Source organism: Sphaerotilus montanus (genome assembly GCF_013410775.1).
Taxonomy (GTDB): domain Bacteria; phylum Pseudomonadota; class Gammaproteobacteria; order Burkholderiales; family Burkholderiaceae_C; genus Sphaerotilus; species Sphaerotilus montanus.
This window is the reverse complement of the sequence record NZ_JACCFH010000001.1, coordinates 303,038-321,905: the sequence shown is the minus strand read 5'-3', so window position 1 is coordinate 321,905 and position 18,868 is coordinate 303,038. Positions and strand designations below refer to the sequence as shown.

Annotated in this window: 17 protein-coding genes; 12 read left to right on the top strand and 5 right to left on the bottom strand. The window is 71.6% G+C overall.

Features of this window, described 5'->3' with window-relative positions:
• Positions 1 to 105: 105 nt before the first annotated feature.
• The gene (gene grpE, locus BDD16_RS01385; RefSeq protein ID WP_179632278.1) at positions 106 to 663 is read right to left on the bottom strand and encodes a nucleotide exchange factor GrpE; all 558 of its coding nucleotides are present in this window, start codon (positions 661 to 663) and stop codon (positions 106 to 108) included.
• A gap of 202 nt (positions 664 to 865) precedes the next feature.
• On the opposite strand from grpE, the gene BDD16_RS01380 reads away from it, so the two are divergent.
• Complete coding sequence (locus BDD16_RS01380; protein WP_179632277.1) at positions 866 to 1,750, top strand: DUF6502 family protein; 885 nt, start codon at positions 866 to 868, stop codon at positions 1,748 to 1,750.
• Positions 1,751 to 1,783: 33 nt separating this feature from the next.
• On the top strand, positions 1,784 to 3,304 hold the full coding sequence (locus BDD16_RS01375; protein ID WP_179632276.1) for a DUF5666 domain-containing protein: 1,521 nt from the start codon (positions 1,784 to 1,786) through the stop codon (positions 3,302 to 3,304).
• Positions 3,305 to 3,319: 15 nt separating this feature from the next.
• Here the strand turns inward: BDD16_RS01375 and BDD16_RS01370 are convergent, their stop codons facing one another.
• Genes BDD16_RS01370 through BDD16_RS01360 form a run of 3 tightly spaced genes read right to left on the bottom strand, consistent with a single transcriptional unit; the run spans position 3,320 to position 5,942 of the window.
• Complete coding sequence (locus BDD16_RS01370; RefSeq protein WP_246332440.1) at positions 3,320 to 3,769, bottom strand: RNA-binding S4 domain-containing protein; 450 nt, start codon at positions 3,767 to 3,769, stop codon at positions 3,320 to 3,322.
• A complete protein-coding gene (locus BDD16_RS01365) occupies positions 3,766 to 5,256 on the bottom strand; it encodes a sensor histidine kinase (protein WP_179632275.1) in 1,491 nt (496 codons plus the stop codon). The genes BDD16_RS01370 and BDD16_RS01365 overlap by 4 nt, the downstream gene beginning before the upstream one ends.
• 5 nt (positions 5,257 to 5,261) lie before the next feature.
• On the bottom strand, positions 5,262 to 5,942 hold the full coding sequence (locus tag BDD16_RS01360; protein ID WP_179632274.1) for a response regulator transcription factor: 681 nt from the start codon (positions 5,940 to 5,942) through the stop codon (positions 5,262 to 5,264).
• A 155-nt stretch (positions 5,943 to 6,097) separates the two neighbouring features.
• Between BDD16_RS01360 and BDD16_RS01355 the strand changes: the two genes are divergently transcribed.
• From BDD16_RS01355 to kynB, 5 genes are read left to right on the top strand one after another with little or no spacing between them, the layout of a single operon-like run.
• Positions 6,098 to 7,057, top strand: a complete 960-nt coding sequence (locus tag BDD16_RS01355; RefSeq protein WP_179632273.1) for a Bug family tripartite tricarboxylate transporter substrate binding protein — start codon at positions 6,098 to 6,100, stop codon at positions 7,055 to 7,057.
• A 3-nt stretch (positions 7,058 to 7,060) separates the two neighbouring features.
• A complete protein-coding gene (locus BDD16_RS01350; protein WP_179632272.1) occupies positions 7,061 to 7,591 on the top strand; it encodes a tripartite tricarboxylate transporter TctB family protein in 531 nt (176 codons plus the stop codon).
• 1 nt (position 7,592) lies between these two features.
• The gene (locus BDD16_RS01345) at positions 7,593 to 9,086 is read left to right on the top strand and encodes a tripartite tricarboxylate transporter permease (protein ID WP_179632271.1); all 1,494 of its coding nucleotides are present in this window, start codon (positions 7,593 to 7,595) and stop codon (positions 9,084 to 9,086) included.
• 3 nt (positions 9,087 to 9,089) lie between these two features.
• The gene (locus tag BDD16_RS01340) at positions 9,090 to 9,707 is read left to right on the top strand and encodes a hypothetical protein (RefSeq protein ID WP_179632270.1); all 618 of its coding nucleotides are present in this window, start codon (positions 9,090 to 9,092) and stop codon (positions 9,705 to 9,707) included.
• On the top strand, positions 9,704 to 10,333 hold the full coding sequence (kynB, locus tag BDD16_RS01335) for an arylformamidase (protein WP_179632269.1): 630 nt from the start codon (positions 9,704 to 9,706) through the stop codon (positions 10,331 to 10,333). The genes BDD16_RS01340 and kynB overlap by 4 nt, the downstream gene beginning before the upstream one ends.
• Positions 10,334 to 10,335: 2 nt before the next feature.
• On the opposite strand, the gene hemH is transcribed toward kynB, so the two are convergent.
• The gene (gene hemH / locus BDD16_RS01330; protein WP_179632268.1) at positions 10,336 to 11,433 is read right to left on the bottom strand and encodes a ferrochelatase; all 1,098 of its coding nucleotides are present in this window, start codon (positions 11,431 to 11,433) and stop codon (positions 10,336 to 10,338) included.
• A 56-nt stretch (positions 11,434 to 11,489) separates the two neighbouring features.
• Here hemH and BDD16_RS01325 point away from each other — a divergent pair, with 56 nt between their 5' ends.
• From BDD16_RS01325 to BDD16_RS01305, 5 genes are all read left to right on the top strand, one after another.
• A complete protein-coding gene (locus BDD16_RS01325; RefSeq protein ID WP_179632267.1) occupies positions 11,490 to 12,197 on the top strand; it encodes an HAD family hydrolase in 708 nt (235 codons plus the stop codon).
• 148 nt (positions 12,198 to 12,345) lie between these two features.
• Positions 12,346 to 13,797: an efflux RND transporter periplasmic adaptor subunit gene (locus BDD16_RS01320; protein ID WP_179632266.1), complete on the top strand. Its 1,452-nt coding sequence runs from the start codon at positions 12,346 to 12,348 to the stop codon at positions 13,795 to 13,797.
• Positions 13,794 to 15,998 carry a M50 family metallopeptidase gene (locus BDD16_RS01315; protein WP_179632265.1) on the top strand — a complete coding sequence of 735 codons (2,205 nt, stop codon included), beginning with the start codon at positions 13,794 to 13,796 and terminating at the stop codon, positions 15,996 to 15,998. Before BDD16_RS01320 ends, BDD16_RS01315 begins: the two co-directional genes overlap by 4 nt.
• Before the next feature lies 1 nt (position 15,999).
• Complete coding sequence (locus tag BDD16_RS01310) at positions 16,000 to 17,937, top strand: preprotein translocase subunit SecA (protein ID WP_179632264.1); 1,938 nt, start codon at positions 16,000 to 16,002, stop codon at positions 17,935 to 17,937.
• A 59-nt stretch (positions 17,938 to 17,996) separates the two neighbouring features.
• The gene (locus tag BDD16_RS01305) at positions 17,997 to 18,857 is read left to right on the top strand and encodes an efflux RND transporter periplasmic adaptor subunit (RefSeq protein WP_179632263.1); all 861 of its coding nucleotides are present in this window, start codon (positions 17,997 to 17,999) and stop codon (positions 18,855 to 18,857) included.
• Positions 18,858 to 18,868: the final 11 nt, after the last annotated feature.

Sequence of the window (18,868 nt, the reverse complement as noted above, 5' to 3'; positions counted from 1 at the left end):
GAAATTGTTTGGTTGTCTGTGATCTGTGGCTTGTCCGGCCGGTTTCAAGGGGGATCGAGGCCCTGGAACGCCGGACAGGCCTGTTATTTGTGCTGGGTCAAGGCCTTACTTCGGCGCGGCCACGGTGACGAGCGCCGGGCGCAGCACCCGCTCGGCGATGAGATAGCCCTTCTGCAGCACCATCACGACGGTGTTGGCGTCCTGGTCGGCGGGCACCACGCTGATGGCCTGGTGCTGGTGCGGGTCGAACTTCGTGCCGACTGGAGGGCTGATCTCGACGACCTTGTTGCGCTCCAGCGCCTGCACCAGCTGCCGCAGCGTGATGTTCACGCCTTCGAGCACCTGCTCGGGCGAGCCCTGGCCGCTGGCATGGGTGGCCAGTGCGGCTTCGAGGCTGTCCTTCACCGGCAGCAGGCTTTCGGCGAAGCCTTCGACCGCGAACTTGCGCGACTTGGCGATTTCCTCGTCGGCACGGCGGCGGGTGTTGTCGGCCTCGGCCTTGGCGCGCAGGTAGGCATCGGCCAGCTCGACGTTCTTGGCTTCGAGTTCGGCGATGCGGGCAGCGGCCTCGCTGGCGGCGGCCTCGGCCGTGTCGGCGGACGTGGTGTGCAGCGACGCGGGCTCGGTGTCTTGGTAGGGAGCGGAGTTCTGGGTGTCGGACATTGGAGAGTCTTTTCCTGGCCTGTTTTTGCAGCGACTGGATTGCGAAATGAGGATGACCCTGCAGACTTCAAGGGGTCAGGTGACAGAAGTTGACGAATCACGCCCGGCTGGCGACGTGATAACTGTCACACTTGCGGACTGGAATGTCCGCACGCTGTGCGGCCGGGGGAGTTCGGCCGGGGTGTGGGCACGTTTGCTGACGATGACCGATCCGATTTTGCCCACCCCTGCCGAGCAGTCGCTCGACGATGTTGCCGTGATGCTGGCGCCTCTGGTGCGCTGGCTGCTGGTGCAGGGCATCCCGCTGAATGCGCTGGTACGTACCCTGCGCGGTGTCTACCTGTCCGAAGCCCACGATGACCTGGCCCGGCGCGGACGCCGCGTGACCGATTCCGCGCTGAGCGTGCTGACCGGCATCCACCGCAAGGAAGTGCGTGCCTTCATGGAAGCGCACCACGAGCCTGCCGGCACGCCGGCACCTGCCGCGCGCCTGACACCCACGCCGGCATCGGTGCTCTTCTCGCAGTGGATCACCGATCCGGACTACCGGGAACCGGCCGGCGAGATCCGGCGGGATCTGCCGCGGCATGGTCCCGCTCCGAGCTTCGAGGCGCTGGCGCGCGAAGCCTCGCGCGATGTCCATCCCCGCACGCTGCTGGAAGAGCTGGAGCGGCTGCAACTGGTCGAGGTGCAGCCCGAGCGGGTGCGTCTGCTGTCCGATCGATTCGTCCTGCCTCTGCATGATCCGGCGGCCGTGCGCACGATGGCGGTCAACGTGGCTGACCACATCGCCGCTGCGGTGCACAACCTGCAGGCCGAGGCGCCGTCCGAGCGCCGGCTTGAACAGAGCGTCTTTGCCGACGGGCTGAGTCTGGCGGCCGCGAGCCACCTCGGTGACGTGGCGCGACAGCTCTGGGGCGTGGCACTGGAGAGCATGGTGCGCGAGGCGCGCGCGCAGATCGCGCTGGAGGCGGAGCGTGGTCGCCAGCCGACACCGGATCATTCCGATGACCGGAACACCCGGGTGCGCTTCGGGATTTATTACCATCTTGAAGTGAATAAATCGACCAACCCCCGGGAGGACTGAATGGCTGGGGTGGATCAGGCAGGAGATGAACAGATGCGGGTTTCGAATCGACGGATCGGGCTGGCGGCGGCGCTGGTGGCCGGGCTGCTGGCGGTGCTGGTCGCCTGTGGCGGCGGCAGCGTGGGGACCAATGGTACCGGCAGCCCGGTGCTGGTGGGCCTGAACGTGGGCACGGTGTCGGGTCTGGGCAGCGTGATCGTCGATGGCACCCGCCATGACGACAGTGCCGCGAAGACCGAGATCAGCCGCAATGGCACCGACGTCGAGGTGGGCGATGTGCGTCTGGGGCACCGGGTGTCGCTGGAGTTCGGCACGGATGCTGCGGGCACGCAAGTGCTGCAGCGCATCGAGCTGCTGCCGAGTGTCTCGGGCCGCGTCAGCGAGCGCACTGCAGACACCATCGGCGTGCTGGGCCAGACGGTCACCGTCAACAGCGACCCGGCCCGCGGACCGGTGACCACCTTCGAGTCACCGCTGAGTGGCCTGGCCGACCTGCAGCTCGGCGATGCGGTGGACGTGCACGCGCTGACCCAGCGCACCGGATCCGGCCCGACCGACGTGCGCTTGGTGGCCACGCGCATCACCCGGCGCAGCGCGCTCCCCGGCGTGCGGGTCAGCGGGGCGGTGGCCGCGCTGTCGGCAGCCGGCAGCGGCGGTGCGCGCAGTTTCCGGCTGGGGGCCTTGACGGTGGAGCTGCCATCGGCCGCCGCCCTGCAGCCGCAGGGCATCGCCCTGCTCGACGGCCGCACGGTGACCGTGTTCGCTCCCGAGTCGGCGTTTGATCCGGCCACGCTGGTCCTCGGTGCCAGCCTGGTGCAGGTGATGTCGGTCGGCACAGCCGGCAGCGGCAGCGCCGGTGTGGCCAGCACCCTGGGCCGCGCCGGACTGGTCGGTGCCTGGACCGGGAGCACGTTCGAGCTGGACGGGGTGGGGCTGCTGGTCCAGGCCGACACGCAGATCGTGTCGCCGGGGCAGGCGCTGGGGGACGGGGCGTACGTGCAGGCCACGGCCGTGCTGGACAGCAGCGGCCGCTGGCGGGCGACCCGCATCGAGCGCCTGGGCACTGCAGCCGCCGTTGCCGAATTGCGGGGCACGCTGGACGACTGGTCGGCCACGGCCGGCACCTTCCGCCTGCGCGACACCGTGGTGACGCTGGCGCCGTCCGCGCGGATCGATCTGGCCGCCTGCCGTGCGCCGTCGCTGGCGGACGGGCTGTATGTCGAGGTGCGGGGGGCGTCCACCGCGCAGGGCCTGACGGCCAGCACGGTGGTCTGTGCGCCGGAGCCGGCGGGCACCAAGAGCCGGCTGGAGCGCCACGGGCTGGTGCTGACCGCGGACGCCGTGGCGCGCAAGCTGACCATGCGCCACCAGGCGGGGGGGGCGGTGCTGACGGTCACCTGGTCGGACTCGCTCTATCTGCGCGAGCCGCTGACCATGGCGGCCCTGGTGGCGCTGGCCGGCACGTCGAGCCAGATCGAAGTCGAGGGCACGCTGTCGGCGGACGGGCTGCAGATGGCCGCCCGCAAGATCAAGCTGCGCACGACGCGCCACTGACTGCGGCTGCCGCGGTCAGGCTTCGTCGTCGAGCGACGCGCTCCAGCGTTGCCACTCGACGAGCTGGCGGCGGTCTGCCTTGGTGGGGCGGCCCTGCTCCATGGCCACGGCCGGGTCGACCGCGTACGGCCGGCGGACCTGCCACTCGGCCTGGGCGGCGATGCTCTCGGGTGTTTCGGCGTACAGGCGTTGCGCCTGGGGTGCCGGGCCACGGGCTTCCGACAGCCCGAGCACCTGCACCTCGCGTGGCACCGGGCTGTTGCCCTGGCGCAGGCTCAGGCGGTCGCCCGGTCGCACTTCGCGCGAAGGCTTGGCGTGCTGGGCATTGACCAGCACGCGGCCACGCTCGATCTCGTCACCCGCCAGGGTGCGGGTCTTGAAGAACCGTGCGGCCCACAGCCACTTGTCGAGGCGCTGGCCTGGCATCGGCGCGGGCGGGGCGGGAGGGCGGGACTTGCTGCTCATCGGCTGGTGAAGGATTCGGAGGGCGGTGGATCGGCCAGGGGCAGGCGCACGGTGGCGTCCAGCCCGGTGGTGTGCCCGTCGGGGGCGGTGCGATTGTCCAGCACCAGCGCACCGCCGAGCGACTGCACGATCTCCTGGCAGATGGCCAGTCCCAGGCCGGCACCGGAGCGCAGGTTGTCCGCGCTGCGGCCCGCCGCAAAGGGGCGGAACAGGTGCATGCGCTGCGCAGCCGGGATGCCAGGGCCGCTGTCGGCAATCGTCAGCGTGGCGTGGCGCGGGTCGCTGCGCAGCCGGATGGCGAGCGCCGAGCCATCGGGGGAGCACTTGATGGCGTTGTGCAGCAGGTTGCGCACGAGTTCCCGCAGGGCCCAGGCGTGGGCGCGCACGGGGGCGTTGTCGGTCTCGATCGAGAACTCCAGCCCGTGGTCGGCGATCAGCGCGGAGAGGTCGAGCGCCACGTCGCGCACCAGGCGGTCCCAGTCCAGCACCGGCGCCTGGCCCTGCTGGCGCAGTTGTTCGACCTTGGCGAGTGCCAGCATCTGGTTGGCCAGTTCGGTGGCACCGTCCACGGTGTGCTCGATCTCGGCCAGTGCCTGCCTGGCATCGATGTCGCCACGGCGGGCCGACTGGACCTGCGTCTTGAGCACGGCCAGCGGGGTGCGCAGCTGGTGCGAGGCGTCGCGCACGAAGCGTTTCTGGTGGTCGAGCAGCTGGGACAGCCGCGCCATCATCGCGTTGTTGGCATCGATCAGCGGTTGCAGCTCGCGCGGGGCCTCGTCGGCCACGAGCGGGGTCAGGTCGCCGTCGCCGCGCTGCTGCAGCTGGGCGCTGAGCTGGCGCACCGGCCGCGTCGCCCGCTGCACGACCCAGACCACCACGCCCGCGATCACCGCGATCAGCGCGGCCTGCCGCCACAGCGTGCCCAGCAGCAGCGCACGGGCCAGCGTGCGGCGCAGCTCCAGCGTCTCGGCGACCTGGATCACGGCCATGCCGACCCCCTCGCTCCCGGCCACCGGCTGCAGCAGCACGGCCACCCGCACCGGCTGGCCGCGGAACTCGGCGTCGTAGAAATCGACCAGCGCGGCATAGACGCTGCGCGCGGGCAGCTGGCCGTGCCAGACGGGCAGGTCCTCGAAGCCCGAGATCATCCGGCCCTGCGTGTCGCTGACGCGGAAGTACATCCGGCTGCGGTTGTCGGCCTCGAAGGCTTCGAGCGCGGAGTAGGGCACGGTGGCCGTGACGACCGTGCCCTGGCCATGGGCATCGCGGGCGATGTCCAGATGCTCGCCGATCGACTTGGCCGATGCCAGCAGGGGGCGGTCGTAGGCGGTGTCGGCCGATTCCAGGGCCTCCCGGTAGACGCTGAGGGTGTTGACCAGCACCAGCACCACCACCGGCCCCAGGATGCCGAGCAGCAGGTAGGCGCGCAGCGACAGGTGCTCGTGCAGCTGGCGCCAGCGTGCAAGGAGCGACAGGCGGTCCGGCATGGAGGTCAGGGCACGGCCTTGAGCAGATAGCCCAGGCCGCGCAGCGTGACAAGCTGTGCGCCGGTCTGGGCAAGCTTCTTGCGCAGACGGTAGACGACCACCTCGATGGCCTCGGCCTGCACGTCGGCTTCCCCCGGGAACACCAGATCGAACAGCCGCTCGCGCGCCACCGCGTGGCCGGGCCGCGCGAGCAGCGCGCGCATCAGGGCGAGTTCGCGCGCGGTCAGCTCCATCGGCGCATCGTGCAGGTAGACGGCGCCGCTGTCGGCGTCCACGCGCAGGCCGCAGAAGGCGTCCGGCGGTCGGCCCGCTCCGCCGGAGGCGGCACCGGAGCGGCGCACCAGCGCCCGCACCCGGGCCTCCAGTTCGTCCAGATCGAACGGTTTCGCGAGGTAGTCGTCCGCACCGGTGTTCAGGCCCAGGATGCGGTCACCCACCGTGCCACGGGCGGTCAGGATCACCACGGGCGTGCTCCAGCCGGCGCTGCGGGCGCGGCTGAGCACCTCCAGCCCGTCCAGCCCGGGCAGGCTCAGGTCGAGCAGCACGACATCGGGCTGGCTCGCTTCCCAGCGGTCGAGCGCGCGGGCGCCGTCGTCGCAGCTGACGACCTGGATGCCGCGCCGCTCGAAGGCGCGGCGCAGCGTGGTCTGCATCGTGGCGTTGTCTTCGATCAGCAGGAGTTTCATGGTGGCAAGCCTAGCGCGTCCGGGAATCGATCCTGTCCGACCGGAACCCCGCATTTCCCCTAGGTCCCCGGACAGCCGTTTGACAGACAGCGCGGCGACCATCCTCCCTGTCCCGTTCAGAACCGTCCCACCACCATCCGCCCAGGAGTTCTCCCATGCGTCGCGACACCTTCCTCAAGTCCCTGGCCGCCATGGCCGCTGCGGGCGTGCTGCCCGCGCAGGCCGCCGATGTCAACCTCAAGATGATGATCCCGGCCAATCCGGGCGGTGGCTGGGACGGCACCGGCCGCGCGCTGGGCAAGGCGATGCAGGACGCCGGCGCGGTCAGCACCGTGCAGTACGAGAACAAGGGCGGTGCGGCCGGTGCGATCGGTCTGGCGCAGTTCGTCAACGGCAGCAAGGGCGACCCGAACACGCTGATGGTGATGGGCGCCGTGATGATCGGCGGCATCATCACCGGCAAGCCGCCGGTCTCGCTGACCGCCGCGACGCCGATCGCGCGCCTGTCCAGCGAATACAACGTCTTCGTGGTGCCGGCCGAGTCGCCGTTCAAGACGATGAAGGACGTCGTCGAGGCCGTCAGGAAGGATGCCGGCAGCGTCAAGTGGGGCGGTGGTTCGCGTGGATCGACCGAGCACATCGCCGCGGCCATGCTGGCGCGCGAGATCGGTGTCGACGCGACGAAGATCAACTACGTGCCTTTCCGTGGCGGCGGCGAGGCGATCGCGGCCATCCTGGGTGGCAACGTCTCGGTCGGCGGCAGCGGCTACAGCGAGTTCCAGCAGTACATCGAGTCCGGCAAGATGCGCCCGATCGGCGTCACTTCGCCGACCCGCCTGAAGCTGGCGCCGAACGTGCCGACGATGAAGGAGCAGGGCTTCAACGTCGAGATCGGCAACTGGCGCGGGGTCTACGGTGCCCCCGGCATCACGCCCGCCCAGCGCAAGGCGCTGACCGACCTGCTGCAGAAGACCGTCAAGTCCAAGGCCTGGGCCGAGGCGATGGAGAAGAACGGCTGGACCGACGCCTGGCTGGCAGGCACGGCCTTCGACGAGTTCGTCGAGCGCGAGTTCGCGTCGCTGCGGGCGACGATGGTCAAGGCCGGGATGATCTGAGCCATGACCGACACGGTGCGTGACGCTTTGCCGGCCGATGCCCGGCGCCACCAGACCTGGCTGGGTGCCGGTGTGGTGGTGCTGGCACTGGGTCTGGCGTGGGGGGCGACCTCCATTTCTTCCGATGCGGGCTACGCTGGTGTCGGTCCGAATTTCCTGCCCTGGGTGGTGTCGGGACTGCTCGGCCTGTGCGGCGTCTGGCTTGTCTGGGAGGCCCGCACCGGCGGCTTCCGCGACATGGACGAGACCGACGGCGCCGACCGGGGCGACTGGCCCGGCTTCGCCTGGGTCACTGCCGGCATCCTCCTCAACGCGTTGCTGATCACGAAGATCGGCTTCATCCTCAGCTGCGCCCTGTGCTTCGTGCTGGCGGTGCGCGGCTTCAAGGCGTCGGAGGGGCGGCTGGACCTGCGCCCGCGCGCCTGGATCACCGACAGCCTGATCGGCATCGCCATTTCGGCGCCGGTCTACTGGATGTTCACGAAGGCGCTGGCCATCAGCCTGCCCGGACTCACCGCCACGGGATGGCTCTGACATGGATGCACTGCACATCTGGAACAACCTGCTGCAGGGCTTCCTGACGGCGGGCACGCCCATCAACCTGCTGTGGGCGCTGGTCGGCTGCACGCTGGGCACGGCGGTCGGCGTGCTGCCCGGCATCGGCCCGGCCACCGCGGTGGCGATGCTGCTGCCGATCACGCTGAAGGTGGAGCCGACGGCGTCGATGATCTTCTTCGCCGGCATCTACTACGGCGCGATGTATGGCGGCTCGACCACCTCGATCCTGCTGAACACGCCGGGCGAGGCCGGCTCGATGGTCACCGCACTCGAAGGCAACAAGATGGCCAAGAACGGCCGTGCCGGGGCGGCACTGGCCACCGCGGCGATCGGCTCGTTCGTGGCCGGCACCATCGCCACCGTGCTGGTGACGATGTTCGCGCCGCTCGTGGCCACCTACGCCATCCGTCTCGGCCCGCCGGAATACTTCATGCTGATGCTGCTGGCCTTCTGCACCGTCAGCGCGGTGCTGGGTCAGAGCACGCTGCGCGGCCTGACGGCGCTCGGTGTCGGTCTGGCGATGGGCCTGATCGGCATCGACCAGATCTCCGGCCAGGCCCGCTACACCGGCGGGGTGCCCGAATTCATGGACGGCATGGAAGTCGTGCTGGTCGCGGTCGGCCTGTTCGCGGTGGCCGAGGCGCTGTACGCGGTGCTGTTCCAGGGCCGCGTGGTCGAGACGCAGAACACGCTGACCTCGGTCCACATGACCAGGCTGGAATGGCGCCGCTCGTGGCCGGCGTGGCTGCGCGCGACCTTCATCGGCTTCCCCTTCGGCACCATCCCGGCCGGCGGCAGCGAGATCCCGACCTTCCTGAGCTACGCGACCGAGAAGAAGCTGTCGAAGCACAAGGAAGAGTTCGGCACCACGGGTGCGATCGAGGGTGTGGCCGGTCCGGAAGCGGCCAACAACGCCGCGATCACCGCCACGCTGATCCCGCTGCTGACGCTGGGCATCCCGACCTCGAACACGACGGCGATCCTGCTGGGCGCGTTCCAGAACTACGGTATCCAGCCCGGTCCGCAGCTCTTCGACACCAACGCCACGCTGGTCTGGGCACTGATCGCCTCGCTCTACATCGGCAACGTGATGCTGCTGATCCTGAACCTGCCGCTGGTGGGTCTGTGGGTCAAGCTGCTGAAGATCCCGAAGAGCTACCTGTACGCGGGCATCCTGATCTTCGCGACGGTCGGTGTCTACGGCATGCGCCAGAGTGCGTTCGACCTGTTCCTGATGTTCGCGATCGGCCTGCTCGGCGTGGTGATGCGGCGCTTCAGCTTCCCGACCGCACCGGTGATCGTCGGCATGATCCTCGGCCCGCTCGCCGAAGCGCAGATGCGCAACGCGCTGTCCATCGGCGAAGGCAAGTGGGGCGTGTTCCTGGAGCGGCCGATGTCGCTGACGCTGCTGGTGGTGGTGCTGATGGTGCTAGTCTTGCCGCGCCTGATGAAACTGAGGAAGAAAGGGTGATCCATGCTGCGGTGTCTCCTCGATGCGGATGCGCTGGCCTGGCTGCTGCGCCTGGACAGCGATCCGGCCCACGATGAGCACCGCCAGGCCTGGCTCGCCGAAGCCCAGCGGCAGCGCGCCACGCTGCTGATCCCGGCCGCCATGCTGGCCGACTGGCTGGTCGAGACCGGTCCGGCGGGCGAGGCCGCGTTCAAGGCGCTGCGGCTGGCGCGGCCGGTCGAGGTGGCGGCGTTCGACGAGCGTGCCGCCCGTGAACTGGTCCGCCTGCACACCTTCGCCAGCACGACCGACGACGACCGCTGGTCCCGCGCCAGCCGCGAGCAGCGGCAGCTGGTGGCGCTGGCCGTCGTGCGGCAGGCTGCGCTGGTCGGCGAGGCGCCGCGGCTCGATGCGGCGGCGGCGCTGGCCGGCGTGGCCTTCGTGTCGATGGGGGACATTGCCTCGCTCGGCGTGCCGCCGCAGCTCAGCCTGCCGCTGGATGTGCAGGACGCCAGCGCGGCGGCCTCCGTGGCGCCCTTGTCACCGCTCGACAAGGGCGTCTTCAGCGATCTGGCGCAGGCCTTCAGTGCCTTCGATCTGCTGGTGTCCGATCCGTTGTCTTCGGAGACTCCGGCACCGTGAGCGCGCGGCGGCTGTGGGACATCTCGCCACCGGTCGGTCCCGCGACCCCGGTCTTCCCGGGGGACCAGGCGTACGTCCAGCACTGGACCGCCCGGCTGGGCCCCGGATGCGCCGCCAACGTCAGTGCGGTCACGTTCTCGCCCCACCTCGGTGCCCATGCCGACGCCCCGCTGCATTACGCCGATGGTGCCCCGTCGATCGGCGAGGTCGATCTCGCGCCATTCCTGGGGCCCTGTCGCGTGGTCCATGCGATCGGCTGCGGGCCGCTTGTCCGCCCGGAGCACCTGTGGCATGCCGCGGAACACCTCCCGCCGCGGGTGCTGGTGCGCACCTGCCAGCGGGCCGCGACGGTCTGGACGACCGATTTCACGGCGCTGGCCCCCGAGACGATCGACTGGCTGGCGGGGCAGGGCGTGCGGCTGGTGGGCATCGACACACCCTCGGTCGATCCGGCGTCCAGCGAGACCCTGGAGAGCCACCAGCGGCTGCTGCAGCTGGATCTGCGGGTGCTGGAGAACCTCGTGCTGGACGAGGTGCCTGCAGGCGACTATGAACTGATCGCCTTGCCACTCCGGCTGGTGCTGGCGGATGCGTCGCCGGTGCGGGCGGTGCTGCGGGCGCTGTAGCGTCAGACCTTGGCGCCGAGCGCCAGCGCCCGCTGGCGCTGGCCTTCGAGCAGTGCGGCCCGCGGCTGCGCATCGGCGCGCACGGCCCAGCCCGCCGTGTGGCGCTCGACCAGCCCGTGCAGCGCGTCGATCCACGCCGGGTGGTCGTTGAGGCAGGGGATGTGGTCGTAGCGCTGTCCGCCCGCCTTGAGAAAGACGTGCTTGCCCTCGATGGCGATTTCCTCCAGCGTTTCCAGACAGTCGGCCGAGAAACCGGGGCAGAAGATCTGCAGATGCTTCACGCCCTTCTTCGCCAGCGCCTGCAACGTGGGCTCGGTGTAGGGCTCCAGCCACTTGGCCTTGCCGAAGCGGCTCTGGAAGCTCAGCGAGAGCGCGTCCTTGTCCAGCCCGAGCCGCTCGCCGAGCAGGCGCGCGGTCTTGTAGCAGTGGCAGTGGTAGGGGTCGCCGAGCGTCAGCGTGCGCTCGGGCACGCCGTGGAAGCTCAGCAGCAGGTGGTCGCCACGGCCTTCGCGCGCCCAGTGGTCCTGCACGCGGCGGGCGAGGGCGTCGATGTAGCCTTCATCGTCGTGGTGCTGGCGGATCCAGCGGATCTCGGGCAGCGTGCGCTGGCGCAACTGCCAGTGGTGCACGTCGTCCATCACGCTGGCGGTGGTCGTGCCCGAATACTGCGGGTACATCGGCACGACCAGGATGCGGTCGCAGCCGGCGGCCTTCAGCGCATCGAGTTCGCTGGCGATGGACGGGCTGCCGTAGCGCATCGCGTGGCGCACGGTGATCGCCAGGCCGTGGGCGGTGACGCTGGCCTGCAGCAGTTCGGCCTGCTTGCGCGTCCAGACCGCCAGCGGCGAGCCTTCGGGCGTCCAGATGCTGGCGTACTTGGCGGCGGACTTGGCCGGGCGGGTGCGCAGGATGATGCCGTGCAGGATCGGCTTCCACACCGCGGCGGGAATCTCCACCACCCGCTGGTCGCTGAGGAACTGCGCCAGGTAGCGCCGCACCGCCGGGGCGGTCGGCGCGTCCGGCGTGCCGAGGTTGACGAGCAGCACGCCGACGCGGGCCGGGCTGCCGTGGCGGTATTCGGGTTCGGGTTGGGTTTTCATGGCGGGTGCATTCTCGCCGAGCCAGCAAATTCCCGTGCTTCGGGGACACTGCGCGGATGATTGCTGCCCTCACCCTCGATCTGGACGACACCCTCTGGCCCGTCCTGCCCACGCTGCTGCGCGCCGAAGCCGTGCTGCAGGACTGGCTGCGTACCCACGCGCCGGCCACCGCTGCGGCCTTTGATGTGCCGACGCTGCAGCGCCTGCGCGGCGAGGTCGCGCGCCGCCACCCCGAACTGGCCCACGACCTGACCGCGCTGCGCCTGATCACGCTGCGCGAGGCGCTGGCCTCGGTCGGCGATGACCCGGCGCTGGCCGAGCCGGCCTTCGACGTGTTCTTCGCCGAGCGCCAGCAGGTGCAGTGGTACGCCGATGTCCGGCCGGCGCTGGAGCGGCTGGCCGCGCGCTTTCCGCTGCTGGCGCTGTCCAACGGCAATGCCGAACTGGCGGCGACGGGCCTGTCGGCCTACTTCACCGGGGCCGTGAGCGCGCGTGGCTGCGGCGTGGCCAAGCCGGCGCCGCGCATCTTCGCGGTGGCGTGCGCGCAGTTGCAGTGCACGGTCGGGCAGGTGATGCACGTGGGCGACGACTGGCGGCTCGACGTCGTCGGCGCCCGCCAGGCGGGACTGCACACGGCGTGGATCCGGCGTCCAGAGGCAGCGCTCCACCACGGCCCCGCCAGTCCGGCCGACGATGTCGCACCGCCCGGCCGGCATCTCCATCTGGACGATCTGCTCGCCCTGGCGGACGCGCTGGGCGCCTGAAAGGACGCCACCGCGCAGGGAAATCTGCACGGTGATTGGCGGGTTCATCGCATCTTGAGCCTGCCGGTAGCGGGGTCACACTGGCGGGCATTCTTGGGTCCGACTGCCAGTGAGCACCTCTTCCGTTCCCCGCACCCCAGCCCGCGACGTGGCCGCACCCGCCAGTCCGCCTGCGCAGGCGGATGCGCAACTGCGTGCCGCGATCCGGGACCTGTCCAGGGCTGGTGCGCCGGGGCCGAGCCGGCCGGTGCCGGCCGCCGAGTGGCTGATGGAGGCGGTCGGCGTGCTGCTGCAGGCACCGCGTGACGCTGACGCGTTGCGCGCGCTGGTGCTGCATCTGGCGGCGAGCCTGCGCTGCGACCGCGTGGCGCTGGGCTTGCGCCGCCAGACCCGCGCGGATCTGGAGGTGATGGCCGTGTCGGACCTGCCCCGGCTCTCCGATGCGACCGAACTGGTGCGCGATCTCCACGCCGCGATGCAGGAGGCCGCGGCCAGTGCCTGCACGCTGACGCACCCCGCCCGCCGCCATGGCCCGATGCAGGCGGGGCTGGCCCATGTGCAGCTCAGCCGGTCGATGGGCGCCTGCGCGGTCTGCACCGTGCCGCTGGGGGGCGACGGCGTGGTGCTGGGCGCGATGACGCTGCAGCGTGATCTTGGCGCACCGTTCCGCACCGAGGAGATCCTGCGCCTGGAGCAGGCCGCCACCTACTTCACGCCCTTGCTGCGCCTGTACCTGACCCGTGCCGCGACCCGCGGACCGGCGTCGCTGCTCGCCTGGCCGGGCTGGCTGGCGCCGCTGCGCCGCCACGTCTGGCCGGTGGCCTTCGGTGCCACGCTGGTGATCGGCCTGCTGCCGGTGCACCGCGAGGTGGTGGCGCCGACGCGGGTGCAGGGCCTGCACGAACGGCAGCTGGTGGCGCCGCGCGACGGCTTCATCTCGGTGGTCTACGCGCGCCCCGGGGCGCAGATCCAGGCTGGCCAGTCGCTGATCGACTTCGACGGCGAACAGGCGTCCAGCGAACTGCGGGCCGCCGAGGCCACGCTGGCCCAGTCGGAAAGCGCCGTCAGCGAAGCGCTGGCCCGCCACGACCAGGCGCAGATCGTGGTCCAGATGGCCAAGGTCGACGAGGCGCGTGCCCGTGCGGACCTGGCCCGGCGCGACCTGGAGCGTGGTCGGGTGCTGGCGCCACTGACCGGCGTCGTGGTGTCGGGGGACCTGAGCCGCTCGATCGGCGCGCCGGTCAAGCGCGGCGAGGTGATGATGACGGTGGCGCCGGTCGACGGCTTCCGGCTGGTGCTGTGGGTGGACGAGCGCGACATTGCCGGCGTGCAGGTCGGCACGATCGGCGCCCTGCGCGTGGCGGCCCGTCCGGGCCAGGCGCTGCCGATGACCGTGACCCGCATCACGCCGGTGGCCCGGGTGCGCGAAGGGCGCAACGGCTTCGAGGTGGAGGGTGCGCTGGTCTCGGCCGAGGCCACGCTGCGCCCCGGTTTCGAGGGCGTGACCCGCCTCGACACCGGCCGCCATCCCCTGGTGGCCGACCTGTTCGGGCGCCTCTTCGACTGGCTGCGCATGGGCTGGTGGACCCTGCTCGGATGACGCCGGACCTGACCCTGGCTGCGGGCCGGCAGGCGGTCGACCCGGTTCCGCTCGACAGCCCGCTCTGGTACCGGGTGGCGAACATCGTGCCGCGGCTGCGTCCGACCGTGCGCGTGCGCCACCGCAGCGCCGATGGCGTCGTGCGCCACGTGCTCGCCGACCTGCTCACCGGCCGCCACCACCTGCTCGACGAGGCCGGCTGGTCCTTCGTCGGCCGGTTCGACGGCCGGCGCACGATCGGCGAGATCTGGACCTGGCTGAGCACCCATGTACCGCAGCCGCCGACCCAGCACGAGGTGCTGGAGTGGCTGGCGACACTCGATGGCGCCGGGCTGCTGCAGTGCGACCGCCTGCCGGACCTGCAGGCGCTGATGCGCGGCGAGTTGCAGGTGGACCGCCGCCGCCGCCGGGCCTCGCTCAATCCCCTGTCCTGGCGCGTGCCGCTGGGAGACCCGACCCGCTGGCTGACCCGGCTCGATCCGCTGGCCCACGCGCTGTCGCATCCGCTGGCGCAGCTGGCGGCCGTGCTGCTGGTCGGTCTCGGGCTGATGCAGGTGGCGCTGCAGTGGCCGGCGCTGCAGGCCGATGTGCGCGAGCGCCTGTCCAGCCCGGTCTTTCTGGCGCTGAGCTGGGCGGTCTATCCCTTCATCAAGGCGCTGCACGAACTCGGCCATGCGCTGGCGGTGCGCCACTGCGGCGCGGACGTGCACCACGTCGGCATCGGCTTTCTCTATCTGGTGCCGGCGCCCTACGTCGACGCCTCGGCCGCGACCGGGCTGGCGGTGCGCAGCCAGCGCATGCTGATCAGCGCGGCGGGCGTGCTGGTCGAGTGCGTGCTGGCGGCGATCGGCGTGCTGGTCTGGGCGGCGGTGCAGCCGGGGCTGGTGCGCGATCTGGCGCTGGCGGTGGCGCTGGTGGGCGGCGTGTCGACCTTGCTGGCCAATGCGAATCCGCTGGTCCGCATGGACGGCTACCACGTGCTCACCGACGCGCTGGACCTGCCCAATCTGGCGCAGCGCAGCCGTCGCTGGTGGCTCGACCGGCTCCAGCACCTGTTGGGGGCCGCGCCCGGTGCGCCGCTGCCGGCGCAGTCCTGGCTGCAGCGCTGCGTGACGCTCGTGTATGCCCCGGCGGCGTGGCTGTTCGGGATGGTGGTGGCCGTGTCGGCCTGCCTGTGGCTGGCGCACACGGCGGCCACGCTGGCGCTGCTGGTGGGCGCCATCGTGCTGTGGCTGCAGGTCGTGCAGCCGGCGGTGGCGGGTCTGCGCTGGCTCGCGAAGTCGCCGTCGCTGCACGGGCGGCGACTGCACGCCACGGCGATCAGCCTGGGTGGCATGGCGCTGCTGGCGGCGGCCGTGCTGTGGTTGCCGCTGCCGCAGGCCACGGTCGCGCAGGCGCAGGCCTGGATGCCGGAGGAGGCGCTGGTGCGCGCTCCGGCCGACGGGTTCGTGCTCGCGGTCGAGACGCCGGGAGAGCAGCAGGTCCAGCCGGACACCCCCTTGCTGACGCTGGGCAACGACGAGCAGCCGATCGAACTCGCCCACCTGCGGTCCCGCCGGCTGGAGCTGGAAGTGCAGGTCAACCGGCTGCAGGTGCGCGACGCCTCGGCGGCCCAGCGCGCCGAAGCCGAAGCCACTGCCCTGCAGGCGCGGGAAAACGAACTCGCGGCGCGCATCGCGCAGATGGCGATGCGCAGCACCCGGGCCGGCCGCGTGAGCTGGATCGAGCCGCAGACCCTGCTAGGCCGCCATGTCCGGCGCGGCGAGGTGCTCGGTCATGTGCTGGCGGATGACCGGCTGGTCGCACGCACGGTGGTGCCGGACGAGGACATTGCCTGGCTGCTGTCCGGGGTGCGCGCGGTGTCGGTCCTGCGGCCGGAGGCGGTGGGCGAGGTGCACGCGGGGCGCTGGGACGGCGTGGTGCCGGAGACCGGCTCGGTGCTGCCCGCCGCGGCGCTGGGCGTGAACGCGGGCGGGCGCATCGAGACCGATCCGGCCGACGCGGACGGCCTGCGCACGCTGCAGCCGGTGGCGGTCATCGATGTCCAGGTGCCGGATCTGGCGGTGCAGCGGCTGGGCGCGCGGCTGCTGGTGCGCTTTGACCATGGCGCGCAACCGCTGGGTGCGCGGCTGCTGCGCCGCCTGCAGCAGCTCACGCTGCGCCACCTCGGCGACGCCACCGACGTGCCCGGAGGCCGCTGAAATGGCCGGCACCGCTTCGGCTTCGGCCATGGCGCTGGTGCGTCCGGGACCGATCTGGGGGGCCTATCCGCAGCGGACCGCACCCCGGCCCCTCGCGCTGGCCGTGCGCACCGCGTGGCGGGTCCGCCGCGGGCGCGCCGACTTTCTGGCCGCCTTGCAACGCCCCGCACCCGACGAGGCCGCCTGGCCGCGCACGCTCTACCACCTGCGCAGCGAGGGCTACACGCCCAGGCTCTGCGCCCGCGTCTTCCTCCGGCTGGCCGGTCTGGTACAGCAGCACCTCGGCTTCGTGCCGCACGAGTCCCAGTACCTGGCGGCCTGGACGATGTTGCAGGGCTGTCTGGTCGAGATGGCCACGGGCGAGGGCAAGACCGTGGCGATGTTCCTGGCCGCGGCCTGCGCCGGACTGGCTGGCGTGCCCGCCCATGTGCTCACGGCCAACGACTACCTGGCCGAGCGCGACGCTGCCGAGCTGGGGCCGCTCTACGCCGCGCTCGGCCTGCGCGTGGGCTGCGTGACGGCGGCCTCCACACCGGCGCAGCGCCGCGCGGCCTATGGTGCCGAGGTGACCTACGCCGCTGCGCGCGAAGTGGCGTTCGACCACCTGCGCGACCGGGTCGCACACGGGCGGGCCGGCGGACAGCTCGCCTGGTCGGACGCGGCCGACCCCGACCGCGGCCCGCTGCTGCGCGGACTCTGCCTGGCGCTGATCGACGAGGCCGACAGCGTGCTGTGCGACGAGGCGCGTGTGCCGCTGATCCTGTCCGGCCTTGGCGCACAGACCTTGTCCGAAGACGACCTGCGCGCGCTGCTTGACCGGGCGCGGGCGGTCGACACTGCGCGGCATGCCGTGGTCGTGCCCGCCACCGGCAGTGGTGCGGCCAGCGTGCGGCTGACCCGCGCCGGCCGGGACTGGCTCGCCGCGCAGTCCTGGGCGGCGCAGCGGCCGTGGTCTGACCTGCGCTGGCGCGAGGACTGGGTGCTGCGGGCGCTGACCGTGCTGCATGCGCTGCAGCGCGACCGGGACTACGCGGTCCAGAACGAGGCCATCGTCTTCATCGACCCGATCACCGGGCGGGCCGCACCGGAGCGGCAGTGGTCGCGCGGCCTGCACCAGCTGCTCGCGCTGAAGGAGGCGCTGCCGATGCCGGCGGCCCAGCAGACCCTGGCCCAGCTCACCTACCAGCGCCTGTTCAGCCGCTACCACCAGATCGGCGGCATGAGCGGCACGCTGGCCGAGGTGGCCCCCGAGATGGCGCTCACCTACGGCACGCCGGTCCTGCGCATGCCCCGCCACCATCCGTCGCGGCGGCAGGACCTGGGCGTGCAGGTCCACCGCGACGCCGAGGCGCGCTGGCAGGCGGTCGTCGATCGCACGGCGGCCATGGTCGCGCTGGGGCGCCCGGTGCTGATCGGCACCGCGTCGGTCGCGGATTCCGAGCAGCTCGCGCTGCGGCTGCGGGCCCGCGGGCTGCGGCCGATGGTGCTCAACGCCGTGCAGAGCCGGCTGGAAAACGAGGTGGTCGCCCGCGCCGGCCAGCCCGGGCGCATCACGGTGTCGACCCAGATGGCCGGCCGCGGCACCGACATCCGGCTGAGCGCCGAGGTGCGGGCGGCGGGCGGTCTGCATGCCATGGTCTGTGCGGATGCGCTCGCTTCGCGCCAGTGGCGCCAGCTCGTCGGCCGATCTGCCCGTCAAGGTGATCCCGGATCTGCCGAAACCCAGTTGTGCGCGGGAGAAGGCTTGCTGTTCCAGCGGCTGCCGGGTTGGCTGGTCGCTACGCTGGTGCAGCGTCCGGTCGCCTCGCGCTGGACGGGGGCCGCCTGGCGGCTGGCGATGCTGCTCGACGAGTGGGCCCAGACGCGCGAGCGGCGCGCCTTGCTGCGCCAGGACCGTGCCGGTGCCGGGCGGCTGGCGTACAGCGGGTGGGAAGAATGACGAGCTTGGAGTGTGCAGTGGTGGATCTCGGTCACGGTCATGGGCGCGTTCGGTCGCGGATGCGCCGGTCGGCCCTGCGTGTGGCGGTGTGGCTGGCAGGCGGGTGGCTGGCGGTCGCCGGACAGGCAGCGCCGCTGGCGTGCCTGATCGAGCCGTCGCAGGTGGTGGACATCGGCAGCCCGGTGGTGGGCGTGATCGCGACGGTGGCGGTCGAGCGCGGCGACGCGGTGCGCCGTGGCGAGGTCGTGGCCACGCTGCGGCGCGAGGTCGAGCGCGCCAACCTGAGTGCCGCGAGCAGTCGCTCGGAGGTCCAGGCCGAACTGCGCGCCGCGCGCGCGGCGGCCGAACTCGCGCGCAGCAAGCTGGTGCGCGCCGAGGACCTGCGCCGTCAGAATTTCATCTCCGAGGTGGCGGTGGAGCAGGCCCGCTCGGAAGCCGAGGTGGCCTACCGCCGCGTCGACGCCGTGCGCGAGCAGCAGCGCGCCGCCGCCAGCGACACCGAAACCGCGCGCTCCCAGTTCGCGCTGCGCGAACTCGCCGCCACCATCGACGGCGTGGTCGTCGACCGGTTCCTGAATCCGGGCGAGCGGGTCGACGACAAGCCGATCCTGCGCATCGCCCGGCTCGATCCGCTGCGGGTCGAACTGGTGCTGCCGCTGTCGGACCTGGGCCGCCTGAAGGCTGGCGACACGGTGCAGATCAAGCCCGATTACCCCGGCGCCACCCGCAAGACTGCCACGGTCGAGCGGGTGGACAAGATCGTCGATGCCGCCAGCCGCACCTTCCGCGCACGGCTGACGCTGCCGAATCCGGACCACGGCGTCCTGGCTGGCGTGCGCTGCCAGCCCGAGTGGGTGTCGGCCACGCCGACCGCCGGACCTGCCACCCCGGCCGCGATGCCCGCCCTGGTCGCGCGCTGAGGCGGTCCGCG

What these genes read in the sequence shown, in the direction of transcription:
- grpE (WP_179632278.1), bottom strand. Translation starts at nt 663, where the DNA reads ATGTCCGACACCCAGAACTCCGCTCCCTACCAAGACACCGAGCCCGCG.
- BDD16_RS01380 (WP_179632277.1), top strand. Translation starts at nt 866, where the DNA reads ATGACCGATCCGATTTTGCCCACCCCTGCCGAGCAGTCGCTCGACGAT.
- BDD16_RS01375 (WP_179632276.1), top strand. Translation starts at nt 1,784, where the DNA reads ATGCGGGTTTCGAATCGACGGATCGGGCTGGCGGCGGCGCTGGTGGCC.
- BDD16_RS01370 (WP_246332440.1), bottom strand. Translation starts at nt 3,769, where the DNA reads ATGAGCAGCAAGTCCCGCCCTCCCGCCCCGCCCGCGCCGATGCCAGGC.
- BDD16_RS01365 (WP_179632275.1), bottom strand. Translation starts at nt 5,256, where the DNA reads ATGCCGGACCGCCTGTCGCTCCTTGCACGCTGGCGCCAGCTGCACGAG.
- BDD16_RS01360 (WP_179632274.1), bottom strand. Translation starts at nt 5,942, where the DNA reads ATGAAACTCCTGCTGATCGAAGACAACGCCACGATGCAGACCACGCTG.
- BDD16_RS01355 (WP_179632273.1), top strand. Translation starts at nt 6,098, where the DNA reads ATGCGTCGCGACACCTTCCTCAAGTCCCTGGCCGCCATGGCCGCTGCG.
- BDD16_RS01350 (WP_179632272.1), top strand. Translation starts at nt 7,061, where the DNA reads ATGACCGACACGGTGCGTGACGCTTTGCCGGCCGATGCCCGGCGCCAC.
- BDD16_RS01345 (WP_179632271.1), top strand. Translation starts at nt 7,593, where the DNA reads ATGGATGCACTGCACATCTGGAACAACCTGCTGCAGGGCTTCCTGACG.
- BDD16_RS01340 (WP_179632270.1), top strand. Translation starts at nt 9,090, where the DNA reads ATGCTGCGGTGTCTCCTCGATGCGGATGCGCTGGCCTGGCTGCTGCGC.
- hemH (WP_179632268.1), bottom strand. Translation starts at nt 11,433, where the DNA reads ATGAAAACCCAACCCGAACCCGAATACCGCCACGGCAGCCCGGCCCGC.
- BDD16_RS01325 (WP_179632267.1), top strand. Translation starts at nt 11,490, where the DNA reads ATGATTGCTGCCCTCACCCTCGATCTGGACGACACCCTCTGGCCCGTC.
- BDD16_RS01315 (WP_179632265.1), top strand. Translation starts at nt 13,794, where the DNA reads ATGACGCCGGACCTGACCCTGGCTGCGGGCCGGCAGGCGGTCGACCCG.
- BDD16_RS01310 (WP_179632264.1), top strand. Translation starts at nt 16,000, where the DNA reads ATGGCCGGCACCGCTTCGGCTTCGGCCATGGCGCTGGTGCGTCCGGGA.
- BDD16_RS01305 (WP_179632263.1), top strand. Translation starts at nt 17,997, where the DNA reads ATGCGCCGGTCGGCCCTGCGTGTGGCGGTGTGGCTGGCAGGCGGGTGG.